Raw genomic sequence first — 18,662 nt, 5'->3', positions numbered from 1 at the left:
GAGCGCGCTTCTACGTCGCTCCGCGACCATCGCTTGCCACGGTGTTCATTCGGCAATGACGGGCGTCGGGTGACTTCGTCAGGGGGGTGCCGAAAATAAGCATGCTTTCGGGGAGTTTTTCCCTCCCCGTTTGGGGCTGCCCGGTGTCGTACGGCAACGGAGTTCGATCAGTTCGCGAATACCTGTGATTTGTCCAGAGCAAGCTGCGCCCGGTGTTCGGTCGGATATATCAGCATAATTCTTCCGCTCATCCCCCTGATAGCAGACATTCTCAGAGGCGGTCGGCAGGTCTCAAAAGGGCCAATAAGCGACATCGGCGGGCGTCGGATTAAGCCGATTTGGCATAGTCAGCGGTCGCGGTGGCGCTTAATCTCTCAAAGCCAGATCGATATGGGAGCAGCGCACGCTCGCTATAAACTGGAAGGAGTGCCGAAAATGTTGACCAAACGCGACTTCCTTCGCTCCGTCTCACTTGCTGCAATCACCACCGTAGTGACGATGCCAAAATGTGCGCATGCGCAGAACGCACAAGTAAAGCTCGACCATGCGCAGGTCGAAAACATTGTACGGCGGTCGTACCAATACGTCGCCATGTACAATGTGAATAACAAGGCAGCTATGGACGCACGCAACCCCTTGAGTACCGATGGCTGGAATAAGTTTCACAAGTCTACCGAACTCGCCAACGCCAACATGCACGCCATTGCTCGGCCGAACAATGACACCCTTTATCAAATCGCTATGCTTGATCTGCGAAATGAGCCGGTGATACTCGACGTTCCTGCATTCGACACACGATATGCTTCGATGGAAACCTCCGCTTACGATGGCTATATCGACATACCGTTATCGACCAGATCGGGCGACTATAAGGAACCTACAAAGCTCCTGTTCTATTCGGCTCGCACTCAAGGGTATACGCCGGACACCAAGGTCGCCGGGGTAGGTAAGTCGCTAGCGATGACGGGCGATTTCGTTATCGCTTTCATCCGCGTCATGCCGGAATCCAGCAACCCCGCAAAGCACGCCCGCATCCTTGAGCAGATCAAGGATTTGAAAGTCCAAACCCTGTCCGAATACCAAGGCAAGTCGGCCACAGCGTCAAGCAAGGTCCAATTTCCCGCTTACGGCGCGACCGACCAAGACACCTATGGCACCAACCTGCTGGAAGTGATGCAGTTCGTCTTTAACCACACTACCTTCGATTCACGTAACGAACTCGATCAGGCTTTGCTCGACGCCTACAGACCTCTCGGTGTCGAACCAGGCAAGACCTATGACGCAGCGAAGGTGACGCCGATTGATGGCGCGACGTTCCGCCAAGTCTCAGAGGAAGTGAAGCAGGCAAACATCGCAATCTTGGGCGATCAGCGCAAGGCTGAGGAATTTCTCTTTCGCGCGTTTAAGCCGAAGGGCCACATGGACCTTGCGACTCTGGTGTTCCAGAACGTGATCGGGCCTATCGGTCAGCCAGCAGACGAAGCTCTGTATCTTCCAGTCAACCCCGCAGATAACAAGCCCATGAATGCGTTGCATGACTACGTCATAAAGATGACAAAGGACGAACTGCCGCCTGCCTTGGCCTTCTGGTCAGTCACTCTTTACGACACAAAAAACGGCTGGTTCATCCCAAACAAGGAGAACAAGTATTCGGTCGGCCAAAATGCGGGATACAAACTGAACGCCGACGGGGGAATCGAAATCCACATTGCTGCCAATAAGCCCGATGGTGTGCCGCCGGAAAATTGGCTGCCGATCAACCGCGAGGACCAAGGGATCAGTCCCATGCTGCGGCTATATCAACCCGATCTTGCGAAGGCGACGACTTGGAAGCCTCCGAAAGCGCAGCTCGTGAGTTGAGAGGTGCGGAGTTGAGCTAGAGGCCAACCTTCCGAGATGGGTCAATCGCGTCGGTTTGGGCGATGACTGTGGACTTCTCCCCTCGGGGTGCAGGAAACAGGCGGGCTCACTCCGCGAGTGCGCGATAAACTGACGCTCGACCGATCTTCAACGTCTTTGCAATCGCAGACGGCCCCACGCCGTCGGCCTTCATCTTCCTGATCTTCTCGGCATCGATGCTCGCCTTGCGGCCCTTGTAGACGCCGCGCGCCTTTGCACCCGCAATCCCCTCAAGCTGTCGTTCACGCCGCAGGTTGGTCTCGAACTCGGCAAACACTCCCAACATGTCGAGGAAGCACTTGCCCGCCGCCGTGCTGGTGTCGATGGGCTGTTCGGTGGCCTTCAGGATCGCGCCGCGAGCCTTTACAGCGCGGACGATGTCTTGGAGGTCACCGATGCTCCGCGCCAGGCGGTCGATACGGGTGACTGTCAGAACGTCTCCCTCGCGCAGGAAGTCGAGCACCGTGCGCAGCTCCTCGCGACCAGCCGTCGTGGTGGCGCTGCGCTTCTCCGACCGGATGAGTTCGCAGCCTGCAGCACGGAGTGTGCTCACCTGAACGTCAAGGTTCTGGTCGGTGGCGCTTACTCGGGCGTAGCCGATGACGGTCATGGCGATCCTGTCTCGTTAGGGTCTAAACCCAAAGACAATGTCGTCTCACAAATCAGAAGTCAACCCTAATGAGACGGCATTCTTGTCTCAGCGCCATGACTCGCTTGGGTAAACCCAAATGAGGCGTGCAACGGTTCGGGCCATGTCCAAAGGCTCGTTCCTACACCAAGCCGGGCGTTGGCCTTGGCCAACACCCCGCCGGGGGCTGTCTGTCTGTGTTTCCCGGTGTCCCAATCCCCTCTGCGGGTGTCACAGAACGCGACACAAAACCTTGGCACAACTTGTGCAGTATCATCGTCACCGGAGTTTTGCGTCAAACCCGCCGGGGCTGGAAAGCCGCCGTCCGCGCGACATTTAAGCGGGCGGCGTTTTTATTGGATCAAACGAAAAGGCCCGCCAGTCTAAGGGCCGGCCGAGACCAGGGTCTCGGCAGAGCCGGCCCAGCTTCGGCGGCTAACCTGATTTGTCAGGGCGGCTCGGCGGTGGCATCCCGTAAAGCTCCGCACGATTTACTGCCAGCTTACGGTACGCATCCGCCTGCTTTAGTAGCTGCACCTTGAACTTGAACTCGGTTTCGCCCTCGGCAAGGGCTTCCAGTTGCAGTGCGCGTTCAATGTACTCGGCAAGCAACTTCACCGGAAGCTCCACGATATGTCCGCTCGGCATTGCTGGACATACGGTCGTAATAGGTTTTCAATTCGGAGGTTGATTTAGGTCAAGACGCTGATTTTTGGTTGCGAAAGCCAGTCATGGATAAGTGGGCGGATGCACCCGGCGAACGGGACGCTATAACGTTTCTCAAAGAGCGTGAGGACTGCTTGGCAGAAGCTGCCAAGAGCGACATCCCGTCAGCCAAGGCACAATGGCTCATGTTCGCCGACGAATGGCTAAAGCTGGCGCAGGCCGCAAGGGCCCAGCGAAGTAGCGAGGAAGCGGCAATGAGGGCGACCGTCAAATAAGGCGCCTGTTCGTGTGGTGCGGTACCCACCCGATTGGACCACGCCGCGCCGTTACGTGTTGAGCGACAGCCTGCGAAGTCGATCAGTCGATGCCCGTCTTGTTAGCTATCTGGCGCCGCTGAGCGGCTAACTCCGGTGACGTTCCGCGTGAAATGATGTCGAGGAGTTGCGCGTCTGTGTAGTCATTGATCGTTTTCCCGGAAACCGACTGATGGGTGGCCTCAAATGCCCTCGCGGCGCGACTCAAAACGCTGGAGATCGCATCGGCGTCACTCGGGGTGATCTCACCGGCAGCAACAGCGGCCGCCACATCGGCGAGGGCGTCCGCCGCGTCCTGCGCGGTGTAGATCAGACGCAAGGGGAAAGCTACGGGGCTACCTTTCTTGGGCGGGCAAATCCGTTCGAGGCAAAGCCGCATCGCGACCACGTCGCCCGCCAAGGCCATTTCGATGGCCTTTTTCGTCAGCCTTGCGGCCTCACCATCAAGAAGGGTTTCAATCGCGATGGTGGTCGCATTGCGAGCCCCGCGCGGTCGACCGGACGGATTTCCGGATCGCCCCGGCTGAAACCGGCCTGCCTGTTTCCGATCTGTATTTTCAGGTGCCATAGCCCGTTACTCTATCGCCGCGCCATTAGGATCATCGCAATGTGGAAGGTCAAGCCGCGACTTCATGCGCGCCCTCATCTTATGTGCGCGCATCGGAGTTTGGGACGCGCATGAGCCTGACACTGCTGGCCGAAGCGCGGCTCATTGCCGTCGCACTGCGTCGTCGTCGGCCTTCCATCCCGAGAACGCCTTGAATGCTTCCTCTCGGTCCTTGGGGCTGGGCGAGGCATCGGGATGCAGGGCCTTCGCGATCATGGACTTCGTTTCAAAGCTCATGCGAGCGTGTTTCTTGTTTGCGTGTTCAAGCTGGCCCTGGAGAGTTTTGATGCGCGTCCTGAGGCCCTTGATCTCACTGGCGGCTGCGCTGTCAGGATCGAGTGCCGCCTTGGCGGTCCGTGTTCGGGCGGCCTTACTTGCACTGTTACGCCGAGCGCGCTCCTGCTCAAGCGCTCGGATTCGCTGACTCAGGGCGGCAATCCGTTCAGGCTCGGCCTTGTGCGCCTCCTCCAGTTCCCTGCTCAGCCGGTGTATCTCAAACTGGGCATGCATGAGCTTGCCCGATAACTCCCTGTGGCTCACATCGCTGAGCGGCGCTGCCTCGGCGTTGGCGGCGAGTGCGGTCTCAAGCTCTCTAACCCGCTTGCGCAGCGCTTCGATCTCCGCACCTTGCGACGGTGCCGCTCCGTTACGTAACGCCTCCATTTTTGCGGCTTGCTTGGCACGATGGCGCGCCTGTCGCTCGGCATTGCTGAGGCCCATGACGATCTCCCTTTCGTTACGTAACGGGCCCGTCCGTTACGTGCCTGACTATTGTTATGAAACAGCGGTCAGTGCTGACCCGCGTGCGAGCACGCTCCACCCAGCAGGGCTTCGACGCTGGCCGATGGCTGGTTGCTGCGCCCGTTCATGCTTTGCCCATCTGGGCTGCCGCTATTGCAGGTCCGAGCGCTTCATCCGTGAGCGTGCCGGTCCGCTCAAGCTCCGTAAGACGTTCGAGCTCGTCGCTGGGCAAATTGCCAAGGACGATCCAGCCGTCTGGACCGATGCGCATCGCGATGCGGTTCTGAACGACCGCGGTATCTTCCGGTGAGGCCGGATCGCTCGCTTCGGCGCTCCCTGACGGGCGCGCTTCGCGATCCGGTACCGGCATCCCTCCCCGAAATATCGAGAGTAGTGCGGGTTTTTCCACCTTGGCCTGTGGTGGGGATTTCCCCGGTATGAAAATGTGCTTTTCGGTGGGGATTTCCCCGCCGACTTTCGGCGGAAACCCGCACTGGACTTTTGTTTTTCTGGAAGCTGCAGTGCGCGCGGCGCGAGCCACCGCGAGGGCCTCCTCCGTTGTGCTAAATTGCCGCCACTCATTCGTTCCGTGACCGGGGTGGCCCTTCGCCGGCTTATAGGCCAAGCGGAAATAATTGGGTCTCCGCCATTCCCCATTGCCTGCGCGGCCCTGAGCAGTGATCTCCAAGAACCCAAGCGCGACCGCTTCCCGGATAGCTGGCGCGATGCAGTGGCGGTCGATGCCGTAAGACTCGAAGTCCGCGTAGGTCACCGGCAACCTGCCGTTATCTTGGCCGCCGTGATGTGCAAGTTCGATCTCGACGCGACTGAGGACGCGATGGGCCGAAACGGACAACACTCGATAGGCCGGGCTTTCGAGCATCTCGATAATCCGGGCCGCCCATTGGCCGGGAATGCTTTTATCGCGCTTGCGGATCACTCTCGCTTCTCCTGAAAGGGGTAGCGAATGCCCGGCGACGGTGGCTCAGACCGTGCCGGGCAATATCTCACGTCACTGGGCGAGCGGCAGAGATGCCAAGAACTCGTCGAGTTCGGCCTTCAGGATCAGGCGGCGCTTGCCAAGCTTGCGGCACTTCAGGCGGCCGTCGGCAATGGCCTCGTACAGCATGGTGCGGCCAATACCGGCGACGACGCACGCCTCGGCAATCGACAGGCCTTCGCGCTCAATGGGAATGATCTTGTTCACTGCTGCCTCCCGTGCTCCGAATAAAAATGAGCGAACGAGAGCGTAGCGAGGCGGACACTTGGATGCCCGGATCAGGCGATCTCAGCGAATTGTTTTTTTGCGATCCGAAACGTCAGTTTCGATTTCACGTGAAATCATCGTGGACAGGGCTTTCATCAAGCGCGCGCGCTACCGCTGAAGACAATGCGGTCGGGCCGTTTGTGTGATGATGATACCGCCCAGCGAGAGACGACTGCAGAATGTCGATCAGGGTGACAAAATCGGAAACTTTGGGGTCGCCGTCGTGTCGTACGGAAACCGGACGAACATACTTCCCCCAAGCCCGAGCGGTCTCCCTCACCCAGATGTCCCACATTTTCGTGGGCTGCAGACCAGCGCCTGAAAAGGCCGCCGTCTTCAGCGCTGCTTTGCTGGCTGCCGCGACGGCACGCACCATCCCCTCGTACTCGCGCGTGATCTCCTCGTATTCGCGCGTGCGATCATAAAATTCGGTCAGCTTTCCCTGCCGTCCGCCGTCGAGCTTGGGGTGCGAGAGGTGATGCTCGATGAGCCCAGTGTCGAAGTCGCCTTCGTCCCCCACCTGCAGCTTCTCCGACAGGCGAAGGAAGGTGAGGAGAGCCTGACGATACTTGCGGATCTGTTTGCTCTGCCGGTCCCGAATGGGAGCGGACGTGGCTACATCTGCGCGCAGCAGATAGCGGCCAGTGGCCCCCTCCAGGTCGCTCTTCAACTGAGCAATTTGATCCGCGGGCAGGGGGCGTCCGAACAGAGGAATTATCCGGTCCCATGTCTCGGGATCGATGGTGTGCTGGGGCGTCGCGCCGCCCCCCGACAAATTGGGCAGGCGTCGTGTTAGCTGCGGCATAGTGGCAATCCCGCGTGATCTCCGACGTTCGCCAGCGTCCGCGCGAATAGTGGCAGCCCACCCGCCCGGCGGGCAGGCGCCGGCACTCGTCCCCATGATCCACAGAAACGTGAAGTCGCCGACCGGACAGCGACCCGGCAGAAAGTGGGGCGGATGGTGGGGCGGGAACGGGCTAACCTGCGGATTTCCCGCGAAAAAAAGTAAGGCGCGACTGGCATCACCACAGTCGCGCCCTACGTCGCCGGCTTATGGGGCAGGGGGGAATAGCCGGCTGTTGAGACGACTCTCGGGCCTGAGAGTCGTTCCAGGCGGTTGAAAATTTTTTTGTGCGGCCTTTTTATGCGCCCTGCCGTGAATTTCGCACACGGTTAAGTGATCTTAACGGCTGAGAACTGCCGGTCCTCCCATCGCGTTGTTCCCGCGATCGCCATGGGGCGAGGGATCGACAGCCATGTTGCAGATGCAAAAGGTATTTTTGGGTGTTGTCGCGATTGCCGCGACGCTTGGTGCCGTCCAGGTCGGTGCCGTCCAGCTGGCCTCTGGCCATGATCTGGCCGACCGCTGGCAGGCGGTCGCCGACAGGCCCACGCAAGATGCGGGTCACAACGTCAACCGTTCCGGCAAGGCCGACCGGTTCGCCGACGTCAAGCAGGCCCCGGTTCCCACCCGCACCGTGTCGATGCGGCTGAACGATCTGGCCGAGACGTCGGTGCTGCTGCGGGTCCGCGCGGTCATCGAGACCGGCAACGCCAAGCCGCCGGTGCTGCTCCAGAACCGGAAGCAGGGTCCCAAGAGGCCGACGATTGCCTGCGAGCCGATGGTCAGCTCCCTGACCGAGGTCGCAAAGCTGCTCCAGCCCGGCCGCTGTGTGACCTGATTCGTCTTCGCCGCCCTTGGCCGCCACGGACAAATCGCCTTCCCGCCGGGAGGGCGATAGTTCACGTCCACTTGATCCCCTATCCCCTCGCGTTATATCCCGGGTTTCTTTCCCCTTTGATTGACCGGGTAAACGCATGACGACGTCAGATACGGCCGCGCATACGCAGCCTTTCCAGGCCGAGGTTTCCGAGCTTCTGCACCTCATGGTGCACTCCGTCTATTCCGAGACCGACATCTTCCTGCGCGAGCTCGTCTCCAACGCATCGGACGCCTGCGACAAGCTGCGCTATGAAGCCATCGCCAGCCCGGCGCTGCTGGGCGAGGGCGACGCGCTCAAGATCCGGATCATCCCCAACAAGACGGCCGGAACGCTCACGATCGCCGACAACGGCATCGGCATGGAGCGCCAGGAGCTGATCGACCATCTCGGCACCATTGCCCGTTCCGGCACCAAGGCGTTCGTCTCGAAGCTGAAGGAGGCCAAGGACGGCCTCGGCCTGATCGGCCAGTTCGGCGTCGGCTTCTATTCCGCCTTCATGGTCGCCGAGAAGATCGTCGTCGTCAGCCGGCGTGCCGGCGAGAGCGACGTGTGGAGCTGGACGTCCTCCGGCGGCTCCGGCTTCGAGATCGCGCACGCAAGCGATGAGGAAGTGGCGCGCGTGGCACGCGGCACCGAGATCGTCCTGCACCTGAAGGACGACGCCAAGAAGTATCTCGAGACCTACGAGATCGAGCGCATCGTCAGTGCCTATTCCGACAACATCCTGTTCCCCATCGAGCTGGTGCCGGAAGAGGGTGAGCCGCGCCAGATCAACTCGGCGAGCGCGCTGTGGCAGCGCTCCAAGTCCGAGCTGACGGCCGAGGACTACAAGAAGGCCTATCAGCAGATCGCCTCCGCCTTCGACGATCCCGCGATGACGCTGCACTACCGCGCGGAAGGCCGCTATTCCTACGCCGTGCTGCTGTTCGCGCCGTCGACGAAGCCGTTCGACCTGTTCGAGCCGAACCGCAAGGGCCGGGTGAAGCTTTACGTCCGCCGCGTCTTCATCACCGACGATGCCGATCTGCTGCCCGGCTATCTCCGCTTCATCCGCGGCGTGGTCGACAGCGAAGATCTCCCGCTCAACATCTCGCGCGAGATGCTCCAGAACAATCCGCAGCTCGCGCAGATCCGGAAAGCCGTGGCGACCCGAGTCGTTTCCGAGCTGGAAAGCCTTGCCGACAAGGACCCGGAGAATTTTGCCAGGATCTGGGACGCCTTCGGCGCAGTGCTGAAAGAAGGCATCTACGAGGATTTCGAGCGGCGCGAAAAGCTGCTGTCCTTGTCGCGCTTCGCCACCACCTCGGGCGAGAAGCGTTCGCTGAAGGACGTCATCGCCGGTTTCAAGCCGAACCAGACCGAGATCTACTATCTCGTCGGCGACAGCATCGAGCGGCTGAAGTCCAATCCGCGGCTGGAAGCCGCGACCGCGCGCGGCATCGAGGTGCTGCTGCTGTCGGATCCGGTCGATGCCTTCTGGACCTCGATGCCATCGGAGTTTGACGGCAAGCCGCTGAAATCGCTGAGCCAGGGCGATCTCAATCTCGACCTGATCCCGCGCACCGACGAGGCCGACGAGGCGAAGAAGGACGAGCCGCAAGCCGACGAGGCCGCTACCATCGCGGTGATCAAGGCCGCGCTCGGCGAGCGCGTCAGCGACGTCAAGGTCTCGACGCGCCTCACCAGCTCCGCCTCCTGCCTCGTCGCCGACAGTCAGGGCCCGAGCCGCGAGCTCGAGCGCATCCTGTCGCAGCAGAACCGCGGCATGCGCACCAAGCCGATCCTCGAGATCAATCTGCGCCATCCGCTGGTGACGGCGATCACCGGGGCGCAGGCCGGCTCCAGGGCGGTCGACGATCTCAGTCTGATCCTGCTCGAACAGGCGCAGATCCTGGACGGCGAATTGCCCGAAGACCCTGCCGCGTTTGCGGCAAGGCTCAACCGGCTGGTCCTGCAGGGGCTGGGCGGGTAGCGCGCGCAGCGCACCCTGCTCACCTTGCCGTCATCCGCCGGAGGAACAGTCGCCTCCGGCGTGGTGTTATGCCATAGGAGGACGTCGGCATCAGATCCGACGCCGCCATCGATTCGAGGATGTCTCCATGCGCCTGCCTGTCCTGACCCTCACCGCGATTGCCACGCTGTTCGTGGCGGCAGATGCCGAAGCCCAGACCTATGATCCGCGCTATCCGGTGTGCATGCACGTCTATACTTCGGGCGGCCGGGGCGGTGGCGGCGACTATTACGACTGCTCCTTCACCTCGATCCCGCAGTGCCGGGCCACGGCGTCGGGCCGCGCGGCGAGCTGCGATGTCAATCCCTATTACGCCTACAACGAACCGCCGCCGCCCCCGCGCAAGCGTCACAAGAAGGTGCAGTAGTTGTTCGCGATGCGGCACGCAGCAACATCCCTCATGCGTTTCTCATCCGGCCTGATCATCACCGTCGGCGCGCTGACCGCAGCTGCGCCGTCGCATGCGCAGACCTTTGATCCCAGCTTTCCCGTCTGCATGCACGTCTATTCCGGCGCGAACGGCGGCGGCGGGGAGTGGTACGATTGCTCCTTCACGTCGCTGCCGCAGTGCCGCGCCACGGCGTCGGGCCGCGCCGCGACCTGCGATCTCAATCCGTATTATCCGGTCAACGTTGCGCCGCCGCGCCCACGCTACAGGCGAAGCGGCTAGCGCCCACCACCCGTTCAGCTGCGAATCCGGCGGAGCATGCAGAACTAGGTGCCGTGAGGCGCCTTGTTGGCAGCCGCGAAGATCGCGTCGGTCAATTGCCAGGTCATCTTGTCCGTGGTCCAGTCGCTGGCGTGCAGCCTGGTGTCATCGCCCGGGTCGACCAAATGGTCGAACGAGATCCTTGCGACCTCGTGCCAGCTCTTCATCAGCGCGAAGCGGCGGAAGACGTTGACCTGTTTCTCGTACGCGATCTGGCTGATCGCCTCGACCATGGCGTCCGCTTTCTGGTGCTTGGCCGGTGTCAGCACCGCAGGCACATATTGAAGGTCCATCAGGATCACGTCGATCCGCTTCGCGCCGAGCAGCTGGTCGACACCCTCACGAATGGCCTTCGTGGTGTCCGCAAACGAGGGACCGTCGGCTTGCCACACCGAATTGGTGCCGACCTGCCAGATGACGAGATCGGGATTGAGATCGAAGACGTCGTGCTCGAACCGCTTCAGCTCCAAAGGAGCGTCTTCGCCGCCGACGCCCCGGTTGATCACCTCGATTCCGACATTTGGAAATTTGATCCGAAGATCCGCCAGCAGCCGTTGCGGATAGGGAGCGATGCCTCCTTCGCCCGCCGTGGTCGACGAGCCGATCGCAACCACTCTGGCCTGCCCACCCTTCACGCGGCTGCCGAAATTCTCCAGGCGCTGGTCGAACGGCGCGGCCTGGACCGGAAACTCTGACGGATCGAAAGCCACGGGACGCCTCCCTTTCGTAGCCATGACAACGCAGGGTAGAAAAGCATAGCCCGTTTACCAGGGAGCGCATAGCCTCGGCGAGGCCGGATCGCTACCCCGTCCCGATCCCCGACAACTCGATCACCTTGCACCAGCGATCGGTCCCCGCCGTCAGCACGCCGCCCAACTCGCCCGCGTCGGACGGCCAGAGTTAATCACGTACTAACCTGGCTTTACCTTGTCTCTTAACACCTGGGCAGGGCATGCGAGCTAAGCTTGGAGAAACAGCAGACACGTTCCGAAAGAATGGACGGCATGACCATCGGCGTCATCGAGCAACCGAAAGTCGCGCGCGCACCTTCGGCTTCAAAGATCTGGCTGAAGGCGATCGAGCTCACCGCACGCATCGAGACGCTGCCGGGCCGGCTGTTCGCCGACGTCGTTGACGATTGGGCGCAGCGTCAGCCCGATCGCACCGCGCTGGTCGCAGATGAGACAACGATCGACTACGCAGGCCTCTCGAAGCGCATCAACCGCTATGCGCGCTGGGCGCGCTCGGTCGGCGTGGCCAAGGGGGATACCGTCGCGCTGATTATGCCGAACGGCATCGACTATCTTGCCGCGTGGCTCGGCATCAGCCGGGTCGGCGGCGTGGTCGCGCTGATCAACACCAGGCTCGTCGGCCAGTCGCTCGCGCATTGCGTCGATGTGGCCAGGCCGTCGCATGTCATCGTCGCGCACGAGCTCATGGAAGCCTTGGACGGCGCGTCGCCGCACCTGAAGACAGAAGCAAAAGTCTGGACCCATGGCGATGCCCGCAGCGAGCGCGCGATCGACGTCGCACTTGTCGCGCTCGAGGACGGGCCGCTCTCGCCGGACGAGCATGGCGACGTGACGATCAACGACCGGGCCCTGCTGATCTACACCTCCGGGACCACCGGCCTGCCGAAGGCGGCGAGCATCAGCCACCGACGCATCCTCAACTGGGGCTTCTGGTTCGCCGGCCTCACCGGCGCCAGCCCGCAGGACCGGCTCTATGATTGCCTGCCGCTGTTCCACTCGGTCGGCGGCATCGTCGCGCCGTGCAGCATGCTCGCCGCCGGCGGCTCCGTGGTGATCGCGGAAAAATTCTCGGCCTCGAACTTCTGGCCCGACATCGTGCGGCACGATTGCACGCTGTTCCAGTACATCGGCGAGCTCTGCCGCTACCTTCTGAAGGCGGCGCCGTCCGAATACGAGAACCGTCACCGCCTGCGGCTCGTCTGCGGCAACGGCCTGCGCGGCGACATCTGGGAGGATTTCCAGGGCCGCTTTGCCATTCCGCGCATCCTCGAATTCTATGCAGCGACCGAAGGCAATTTCTCGCTGTTCAACGTCGAGGGCCAGCCGGGTGCGATTGGACGCGTTCCGCCATTGCTCGCGCATCGCTTTCCGGCGGGGCTCGTCAAGCTCGATCCTGATAGCGGTGCACCCTTGCGCAACGAAGAGGGCTTTTGCGTTGCCTGCGCCCGGGGCGAGGCCGGCGAAGCCATCGGCCGCATCGGCACCGCGGACGAGGGCGGTGGCCGTTTCGAGGGCTATACCGACGCGGGCGAAACCGAGAAGAAAATCCTGCGCGATGTCTTTGCCAAGGGCGATGCCTGGTTCCGCACCGGCGATCTGATGCGGCTCGACGACAAGGGTTTCTTCCATTTCGTCGACCGCATCGGCGACACCTTTCGTTGGAAGGGTGAGAACGTCGCGACATCGGAAGTCAACGACGCCGTGCGCGATTTCACCGGCGTGATCGATGCCACCACCTATGGCGTCAGCATCCCCGGCACCGACGGCCGCGCCGGCATGAGCGCCATCGTCGTCAACGAGGGGTTTGACATCGAGGGGCTGCCCGCCCATCTCGCGCAGCGTTTGCCGGCTTACGCCCGCCCCGTCTTCATCCGTATCTCCCGCGAGCTCGATGCGACCGAGACGTTCAAGCAGAAGAAGGGCGAACTGGCCCGGGAGGGCTTTGATCCGGGCCTGATAAGCGAGCCGCTGTTCATGCTCGACCCGAAATCCGGCGCCTACATCGCCTTGGACGCTGAGACATATGCGCGTGTCGTCGTTGGTACGATCAGGCTGTAACTCATGAGCACGTTGCCACGAGGCAGGTGCGCTCCCTCCCCCCTTGCGGGGGAGGGCTGGGGAGAGGGGTAGCCCCGGAAAAGGACTAACCGTCATCTCGGGTGTCGCAACAGAATTTGCCAGCGCCGAGAGAGTGTGCCGTGCGGCACCCCTCTCCCTGCCCCTCCCCCGCAAGGGGGGAGGGAATGCGAGCAGCGTGCTCACCTCACTGCAACACGCAGCAAAATCCGCCAGATAGGTCCAATTTTATCTGAATTGTCCAAGAAGCCATTTACTTCTGTCGGGTAAACAACACGGGCCTTGGGGAGGCGGTCATCAAGAGCCGCTGCAACACGAACCATCAATAACAAGAGTGAGCCAGCCATGTCGGTAAGGTCTAAGGTCATCGAAGCGATCCAGCAGATCGCCAAGGAGCAGCACGTCACGCTTCCTGCGCTCTCGGACGATCTGTCCCTGCACGAGACGGGTTTCGATTCCCTCGCCTTCGCAATTCTGGTGGCGCGCCTCGAGGACGAGACCGGCGTCGATCCCTTCACCATTTCTGAGGACGTAGCGTTCCCCGCCACCGTGGGCGATTTCGTGCGGGCCTACGAAAATGTCCCCGCGTGAGATTTTCGCGCTTCGCGACTATCTAAGCCCGGAGCTCAAGAGCCGCACGATCTCCGACGCCCATCATGTGGTGTCGCTGACGGACGTCCTGGGGCATACGGTCCTGGGCGGCCGCCTGCGTGAGCTGGCGGGCCGATCTGTCCTGCTGAAGCTGTCGGACCAGCTCAAGTCGGGCCTCGCCATGATCGAGCTCGACGGTGTCGCGCGGCGCATGCTGCTGTGCCCGCCCGATCTCAATCCTGACCACCTCGACGCGCTGATCGCGGACGCCGAGATCGATGCCGTTGTCACCGATGAGCCCGCGCAGTGGGCCGCAAAGACAATCGCGCTCGCCGTCACCGCGCAATTGCCGCTTCAGGCCGCCACGCCGGCCAGGACCGAACGCGCCACGGAATGGCTGATGCTGACGTCCGGCACGTCGGGCGTACCAAAGATCGCCGGCCACACGCTGGAAGCACTGACGGGCGCCATCGTCGCCGAAGGTCCTGCGCGCGGACTCGCGCCGGTCTGGGCGACATTTTACGACATTCGCCGCTATGGCGGTCTGCAGATCTTCCTGCGCGCCATCCTCTCGGGCGGCTCGATGGTGCTGTCCGATCCGCACGAAGCGCTCGGCGACCACGTCGCGCGGCTGAACACTCGCGGCGTCTCCCATATCTCCGGCACGCCATCGCACTGGCGCAAGCTCTTGATGAGCGGCTCGGCCGCACAGTTCGCGCCGGGATACGTCCGTCTGTCCGGCGAGATCGCCGACCAGGCGGTGCTCGACGGCCTGAAGGCCGCGTTCCCCAATTCCTCCGTCGGTCATGCCTATGCCTCGACCGAGGCAGGCGTCGGCTTTGCCGTGAATGATGGGCTGGAGGGCTTTCCGGCCGATTATCTCGGCAACCGCAACGGTGTCGAGATGAAGGTCGTGGATGGCTCGCTGCGCATCCGCTCGACGCGCACGGCGCATGCTTACATCGGCCGCAATGTAGCCGCGCTGACTGATGACGACGGGTTCGTCGACAGCGGCGACATCGTCGAGTTGCGCGGCGACCGCTATTATTTCGTCGGCCGCCGCGGCGGCATCATCAATATCGGCGGGCTGAAGGTTCACCCCGAGGAGATCGAGGCGGTCATCAATCGTCATCCTGACGTGCGGATGTCGCGGGCGAAATCGCGCCGCAGCCCGATCACCGGCGGCATCGTCGTCGCCGACGTGATCCTCGCCGACGGCACCGATCAGGCGCGGGCAAAGGAGATCCGCGACCAGATCCTGGATCGGTGCCGCGCGCAGCTCGCTTCTCACAAGGTGCCGGCGGTGATCCGCTTCGTCGAGGCGCTCGACGTCACTCCGGCCGGCAAACTGGCGCGCACCGATGCATAATGTCCTCGTCACCGGCGGCAGCCGCGGCATCGGCCTTGCGATCGGCAAGCGGCTGGCTGATGCCGGCTATAATGTGATTGCGGCGGCACGGCGCGAGAGCGAAGAGCTCAGGGCGGCGATCGGCCTCTCCGAAGGGCGCCTGCATTTCCGCGCCTGCGACCTCGCCGTGATCGACGCGATCCCGGCCTTCGCGAAGCTTATCCGCGACGAGTTCGGCCCGATCTACGGCCTCGTCAACAATGCCGGCCTCGGCACCGAAGGCCTGCTCGCCACCATGCACAATTCCGAAATCGAGGCGCTGGTGCAGCTCAACGTGCTGTCGCCGATCATCCTCTCCAAATATGTCGCGCGCCAGATGATGGCCGACGGCGCCGGCCGCATCATCAATATGTCCTCGATCATCGCGACCACGGGCTACAACGGCCTGTCCGTCTACGGCGCGACCAAGGCCGCCGCCACCGGCTTCACCCGCTCGCTCGCGCGCGAGGTCGGCAAGCTCGGCATCACCGTGAATGCGATTGCGCCGGGCTTCATCGACACCGAGCTGACCCACAATCTCTCCGACGAAGGACGCAAGCGCATCGCCGGCCGCAGCGCGCTGCGTCGCCTGCCGGAGACCGATGATGTCGCGCGCATGGTCGAATATCTCCTCGGCGAGGGCGGTCGCAACGTCACCGGCACCGTGTTCACGATCGATGCGGGGAATACGGCGTAAGCGGAACTCCGCCGCCACAATTGAGTTGATCCGGGCGATGACATCAAGCCGGAATTGGTCGTAAGATGCCCCGCAATCGGTTGGGTTATGTCAATCGATCTGCCCCAATCGACAGGGAGCAGTCCATGGCCACTTCAAACATGACCGCTTCAAATCAAGCCCGGATCGAGGAGCCTCGCGCGAAGCCGGACGATGTCCATTGCCCCCCGATGACGCATCAGAATTCCGGCGGACACGGTCATGAAATGTATCCGCAGCAATTCGTGCGCCTGGTCGGCTGCCACGACCTCTCTCTCGACGCCCTGCGCAAGCGCGAGGCCGAAAAGCTGCACTAGGCGTTCACTTCGGCAGGTCAATCCGCTCGCGTGAAAATTCCGGCGGCCCTTCGGTCAGGCGGCGGATGCGGCGTTCGCGTTCGTCCGTTGGCAATGCGGGGTCGAGCAGCCGCTCGATCTCGTGCACGGCCAGCGCCTCGATCTTGGTGGCGTCGGATGCGACCGGCTGGGCCGACGAGAATGCCGGGGGCGCGACCTTCAGGCCCAGTTCGACCAGCTTGCAGATCGCAGCCGAACGCGACAAGTGATGAGCTTCAGCCCAGGCGTCGACGGCCGCGGTCAGTCCTTCCGGCATCTTCACCGCGCTGAGCGGATCGAGCCCCGTACGCCGGTGCACCGGAGCGGTCGAGTCCTTGTTGTCGAAGTCGGGCACTTCGATCATCCCATCAATCTCTGGAGATGCCCCGACCATAGCCGCTCTTCCGGCCGGCTGTTTGACGCCGATCAATGACGGATCGCGCCATTTGCGCCGGCGCGATCTTGTTGTCCGGGTGCATTTCGGCCAATGATCGGGAATCGAAAGAGGGGCGCCGGCCGGCGAACCCGGATCGATCCTGCCTCGTATCTTTCCTCGGACGCGCTTCCCAACCATCCGGCATCACCCGATGACATCAGGCGAATCCTTCTACGGCGGCATTCCCGTCTTCCGCGGCTTCACGAGCCTGATGGACCCCGCGCTCTATGCGCCGCTGCCGGATGATTGGAACATCGGCGTCGCCGATATCGTCGATTCCACCAAGGCGATTGCGGCGCAGCGCTACAAGGCGGTCAACATGGCCGGTGCGGCCGTGATCGCGGCGGTGACGAACGCATTGGAGGGGCGCGAATTCCCCTTCGTGTTCGGCGGCGACGGCGCGAGCTTTGCGGTCGCGCCTTCTGATGTCGAACGCGCCCGCGAGGCGCTGGCCGCGACCGCGACCTGGGTGCGGGAAGACCTCGATCTGAAGATGCGCGTCGCGCTGGTGCCGGTGAGTGCGATCCGCGCCCAAGGGCTCGACGTGCGCGTCGCGCGCTTCGGTCCGTCGGCCAATCTGTCCTATGCGATGTTTTCCGGCGGCGGGCTCGCCTGGGCCGACGCCGCCATGAAGCGCGGCGAGTTCGCGGTCGCCGAGGCGCCCGCCGGCACGCAGCCCGATCTTTCCGGTTTGTCCTGCCGCTTCGAGGTGATGCCGTCCGCGCGCGGTCTGATCCTGTCGGTGCTGGTGATGCCGGCGCGCGGTGTCGATCCGCATGCTTTCCGCAAGGTGATCGAGGACATCATTCATCTCGTCGAGCGCAGTCCGGATGGCGGCCGCCCGGTGCCGCCGCAGGGGCCGCCGCTGAAATGGCCGCCGCAGGGGCTGGAATTCGAAGCCCGCACCAAACGCGGCGGTCCGCTGGTCGCGCGCCGCGCCCGCGTGCTGGCCTACACGCTGTTCGTCTATCTGATCATGCGTTTCGACCTCAACGTCGGCGGTTTCGTGCCAAACGTCTACAAGCGCCAGGTGGTCGAGAATTCTGACTTCCGCAAATATGACGACGGCCTGCGCATGATCCTCGACTGCACCCCGCAGCTCGAGCGCGCGTTGAGCGACCGTCTCGCGGCTGCGGCGCGCGACGGCGTCGTGCGCTACGGCCTCTACCAGCAGGACGCCGCGATGATGACCTGTTTCACGCCATCAGCCCTGCGCAGCGACCACGTCCATTTCATCGACGGCGCGCGCGGCGGCTACGCGTCGGCGGCAACGGCGTTGAAGGCGATGATGGCAGGCGCGAGCTAGCGTCCCGCGCGCGTCCAGGTCTCGCCGCCGCAGAGCGCGCCGACGCAGCCTTCGACCCGCAGCGAATCCGCACCCGTCACGGAGACGTTGCTCGCATAGGTGCTGCCGTCATCGGCATTGTAGATCTGGCCCGACCATTTGTTCGGCCCTGAGGGCTCCATGCCGCTGAACAGCGGCAGGCCGATCATCGCGCGTTTGGCGAGCGCGGGATTGGGATTCTTGCTGTCGGTCGCAGGCTGGCCAGTCGCGGTGTCATAGGGCTCGCGCAGCCAGACGATATGGCCGCAGATGCCGCCGCCGCATTTGCTGATCTTGACGCGCGCATCGCCGGCCTGAGTCAGCCAGGTCCCATCGGCGCTCTGCGCGTGGGCGGCAGTCGCACCAAACAGCGTAGTCAGGATGACGGAAAGGATGGCGAATCTGCCGAACATAGAGAGCCCCCGAAAATGGAGGCGCCTCCATAGCAGTCCGGCAGGATAGTGCAACGCTGGATGGAAT

The 18,662-nt window shown here is 62.7% G+C and carries 22 protein-coding genes; 12 read left to right on the top strand and 10 right to left on the bottom strand.

Annotated elements, in window-relative coordinates; genetic code table 11:
* Nucleotides 1-435 precede the first annotated feature (435 nt).
* Entirely contained in the window at nucleotides 436-1,860 is a 1,425-nt protein-coding gene (locus tag AB7290_RS38465; RefSeq protein ID WP_441254299.1) for a DUF1214 domain-containing protein, read from the top strand.
* 106 nt (nucleotides 1,861-1,966) lie between these two features.
* Here AB7290_RS38465 and AB7290_RS38460 read toward each other — a convergent pair whose 3' ends face one another.
* Nucleotides 1,967-2,509: a recombinase family protein gene (locus AB7290_RS38460; RefSeq protein WP_441254297.1), complete on the bottom strand. Its 543-nt coding sequence runs from the start codon at nucleotides 2,507-2,509 to the stop codon at nucleotides 1,967-1,969.
* Nucleotides 2,510-2,962: 453 nt separating this feature from the next.
* Nucleotides 2,963-3,145, bottom strand: coding sequence for a hypothetical protein (locus AB7290_RS38455; RefSeq protein WP_441254295.1), 183 nt, complete (start codon nucleotides 3,143-3,145; stop codon nucleotides 2,963-2,965).
* Nucleotides 3,146-3,258: 113 nt separating this feature from the next.
* Here AB7290_RS38455 and AB7290_RS38450 point away from each other — a divergent pair, with 113 nt between their 5' ends.
* Nucleotides 3,259-3,468: a hypothetical protein gene (locus AB7290_RS38450; protein ID WP_441254294.1), complete on the top strand. Its 210-nt coding sequence runs from the start codon at nucleotides 3,259-3,261 to the stop codon at nucleotides 3,466-3,468.
* A gap of 82 nt (nucleotides 3,469-3,550) precedes the next feature.
* Here the strand turns inward: AB7290_RS38450 and AB7290_RS38445 are convergent, their stop codons facing one another.
* From AB7290_RS38445 to AB7290_RS38425, 5 genes are all read right to left on the bottom strand, one after another.
* On the bottom strand, nucleotides 3,551-4,075 hold the full coding sequence (locus AB7290_RS38445) for a DUF5681 domain-containing protein (RefSeq protein WP_441254292.1): 525 nt from the start codon (nucleotides 4,073-4,075) through the stop codon (nucleotides 3,551-3,553).
* 141 nt (nucleotides 4,076-4,216) lie between these two features.
* A complete protein-coding gene (locus AB7290_RS38440) occupies nucleotides 4,217-4,834 on the bottom strand; it encodes a hypothetical protein (protein WP_441254290.1) in 618 nt (205 codons plus the stop codon).
* 145 nt (nucleotides 4,835-4,979) lie between these two features.
* On the bottom strand, nucleotides 4,980-5,795 hold the full coding sequence (locus AB7290_RS38435) for a hypothetical protein (RefSeq protein WP_441254289.1): 816 nt from the start codon (nucleotides 5,793-5,795) through the stop codon (nucleotides 4,980-4,982).
* A 72-nt stretch (nucleotides 5,796-5,867) separates the two neighbouring features.
* Nucleotides 5,868-6,062, bottom strand: coding sequence for a helix-turn-helix domain-containing protein (locus AB7290_RS38430; protein ID WP_441254287.1), 195 nt, complete (start codon nucleotides 6,060-6,062; stop codon nucleotides 5,868-5,870).
* Nucleotides 6,063-6,186: 124 nt separating this feature from the next.
* On the bottom strand, nucleotides 6,187-6,927 hold the full coding sequence (locus tag AB7290_RS38425; protein ID WP_441254285.1) for a hypothetical protein: 741 nt from the start codon (nucleotides 6,925-6,927) through the stop codon (nucleotides 6,187-6,189).
* A 451-nt stretch (nucleotides 6,928-7,378) separates the two neighbouring features.
* Here AB7290_RS38425 and AB7290_RS38420 point away from each other — a divergent pair, with 451 nt between their 5' ends.
* The 4 genes from AB7290_RS38420 to AB7290_RS38405 all read left to right on the top strand — a co-directional run bounded on the left by AB7290_RS38420 (nucleotide 7,379) and on the right by AB7290_RS38405 (nucleotide 10,527).
* Nucleotides 7,379-7,804, top strand: a complete 426-nt coding sequence (locus AB7290_RS38420) for a hypothetical protein (RefSeq protein WP_071909388.1) — start codon at nucleotides 7,379-7,381, stop codon at nucleotides 7,802-7,804.
* 136 nt (nucleotides 7,805-7,940) lie between these two features.
* Nucleotides 7,941-9,818, top strand: coding sequence for a molecular chaperone HtpG (htpG, locus tag AB7290_RS38415; protein WP_063985743.1), 1,878 nt, complete (start codon nucleotides 7,941-7,943; stop codon nucleotides 9,816-9,818).
* Nucleotides 9,819-9,945: 127 nt separating this feature from the next.
* Complete coding sequence (locus AB7290_RS38410; protein WP_085398974.1) at nucleotides 9,946-10,224, top strand: DUF3551 domain-containing protein; 279 nt, start codon at nucleotides 9,946-9,948, stop codon at nucleotides 10,222-10,224.
* A gap of 33 nt (nucleotides 10,225-10,257) precedes the next feature.
* Entirely contained in the window at nucleotides 10,258-10,527 is a 270-nt protein-coding gene (locus AB7290_RS38405; protein ID WP_085398975.1) for a DUF3551 domain-containing protein, read from the top strand.
* Between the two features lie 44 nt (nucleotides 10,528-10,571).
* Here the strand turns inward: AB7290_RS38405 and AB7290_RS38400 are convergent, their stop codons facing one another.
* A complete protein-coding gene (locus AB7290_RS38400; protein ID WP_085398976.1) occupies nucleotides 10,572-11,276 on the bottom strand; it encodes an SGNH/GDSL hydrolase family protein in 705 nt (234 codons plus the stop codon).
* Between the two features lie 285 nt (nucleotides 11,277-11,561).
* Here AB7290_RS38400 and AB7290_RS38395 point away from each other — a divergent pair, with 285 nt between their 5' ends.
* The 5 genes from AB7290_RS38395 (at nucleotide 11,562) to AB7290_RS38375 (ending at nucleotide 16,404) form a co-directional block, all read left to right on the top strand.
* The gene (locus tag AB7290_RS38395) at nucleotides 11,562-13,376 is read left to right on the top strand and encodes a long-chain-acyl-CoA synthetase (protein WP_085398977.1); all 1,815 of its coding nucleotides are present in this window, start codon (nucleotides 11,562-11,564) and stop codon (nucleotides 13,374-13,376) included.
* A 363-nt stretch (nucleotides 13,377-13,739) separates the two neighbouring features.
* Nucleotides 13,740-13,985, top strand: a complete 246-nt coding sequence (locus AB7290_RS38390) for an acyl carrier protein (protein ID WP_014491754.1) — start codon at nucleotides 13,740-13,742, stop codon at nucleotides 13,983-13,985.
* Entirely contained in the window at nucleotides 13,972-15,354 is a 1,383-nt protein-coding gene (locus AB7290_RS38385) for a class I adenylate-forming enzyme family protein (RefSeq protein WP_085398978.1), read from the top strand. Before AB7290_RS38390 ends, AB7290_RS38385 begins: the two co-directional genes overlap by 14 nt.
* Nucleotides 15,347-16,069 (top strand): SDR family NAD(P)-dependent oxidoreductase, encoded by a 723-nt coding sequence (locus tag AB7290_RS38380; protein ID WP_071909394.1) that lies wholly within the window; start codon nucleotides 15,347-15,349, stop codon nucleotides 16,067-16,069. The genes AB7290_RS38385 and AB7290_RS38380 overlap by 8 nt, the downstream gene beginning before the upstream one ends.
* A 125-nt stretch (nucleotides 16,070-16,194) precedes the next feature.
* Nucleotides 16,195-16,404, top strand: coding sequence for a hypothetical protein (locus AB7290_RS38375; RefSeq protein ID WP_094183850.1), 210 nt, complete (start codon nucleotides 16,195-16,197; stop codon nucleotides 16,402-16,404).
* Between the two features lie 4 nt (nucleotides 16,405-16,408).
* Here AB7290_RS38375 and AB7290_RS38370 read toward each other — a convergent pair whose 3' ends face one another.
* Nucleotides 16,409-16,786, bottom strand: a complete 378-nt coding sequence (locus AB7290_RS38370) for a hypothetical protein (protein ID WP_085398979.1) — start codon at nucleotides 16,784-16,786, stop codon at nucleotides 16,409-16,411.
* Between the two features lie 223 nt (nucleotides 16,787-17,009).
* Between AB7290_RS38370 and AB7290_RS38365 the strand changes: the two genes are divergently transcribed.
* Nucleotides 17,010-18,164, top strand: a complete 1,155-nt coding sequence (locus AB7290_RS38365; protein WP_085398980.1) for a DUF3095 domain-containing protein — start codon at nucleotides 17,010-17,012, stop codon at nucleotides 18,162-18,164.
* Here AB7290_RS38365 and AB7290_RS38360 read toward each other — a convergent pair.
* Complete coding sequence (locus AB7290_RS38360; protein WP_085398981.1) at nucleotides 18,161-18,595, bottom strand: DUF2147 domain-containing protein; 435 nt, start codon at nucleotides 18,593-18,595, stop codon at nucleotides 18,161-18,163. The genes AB7290_RS38365 and AB7290_RS38360 overlap by 4 nt on opposite strands.
* Between the last annotated feature and the right edge of the window lie 67 nt (nucleotides 18,596-18,662).

The sequence above is a fragment of the Bradyrhizobium sp. 613_E4_N2_2 genome (genome assembly GCF_052075995.1).
Classification (GTDB): Bacteria; Pseudomonadota; Alphaproteobacteria; order Rhizobiales; family Xanthobacteraceae; genus Bradyrhizobium; species Bradyrhizobium barranii.
This window is presented reverse-complemented; position numbering and strand designations above follow the sequence as displayed.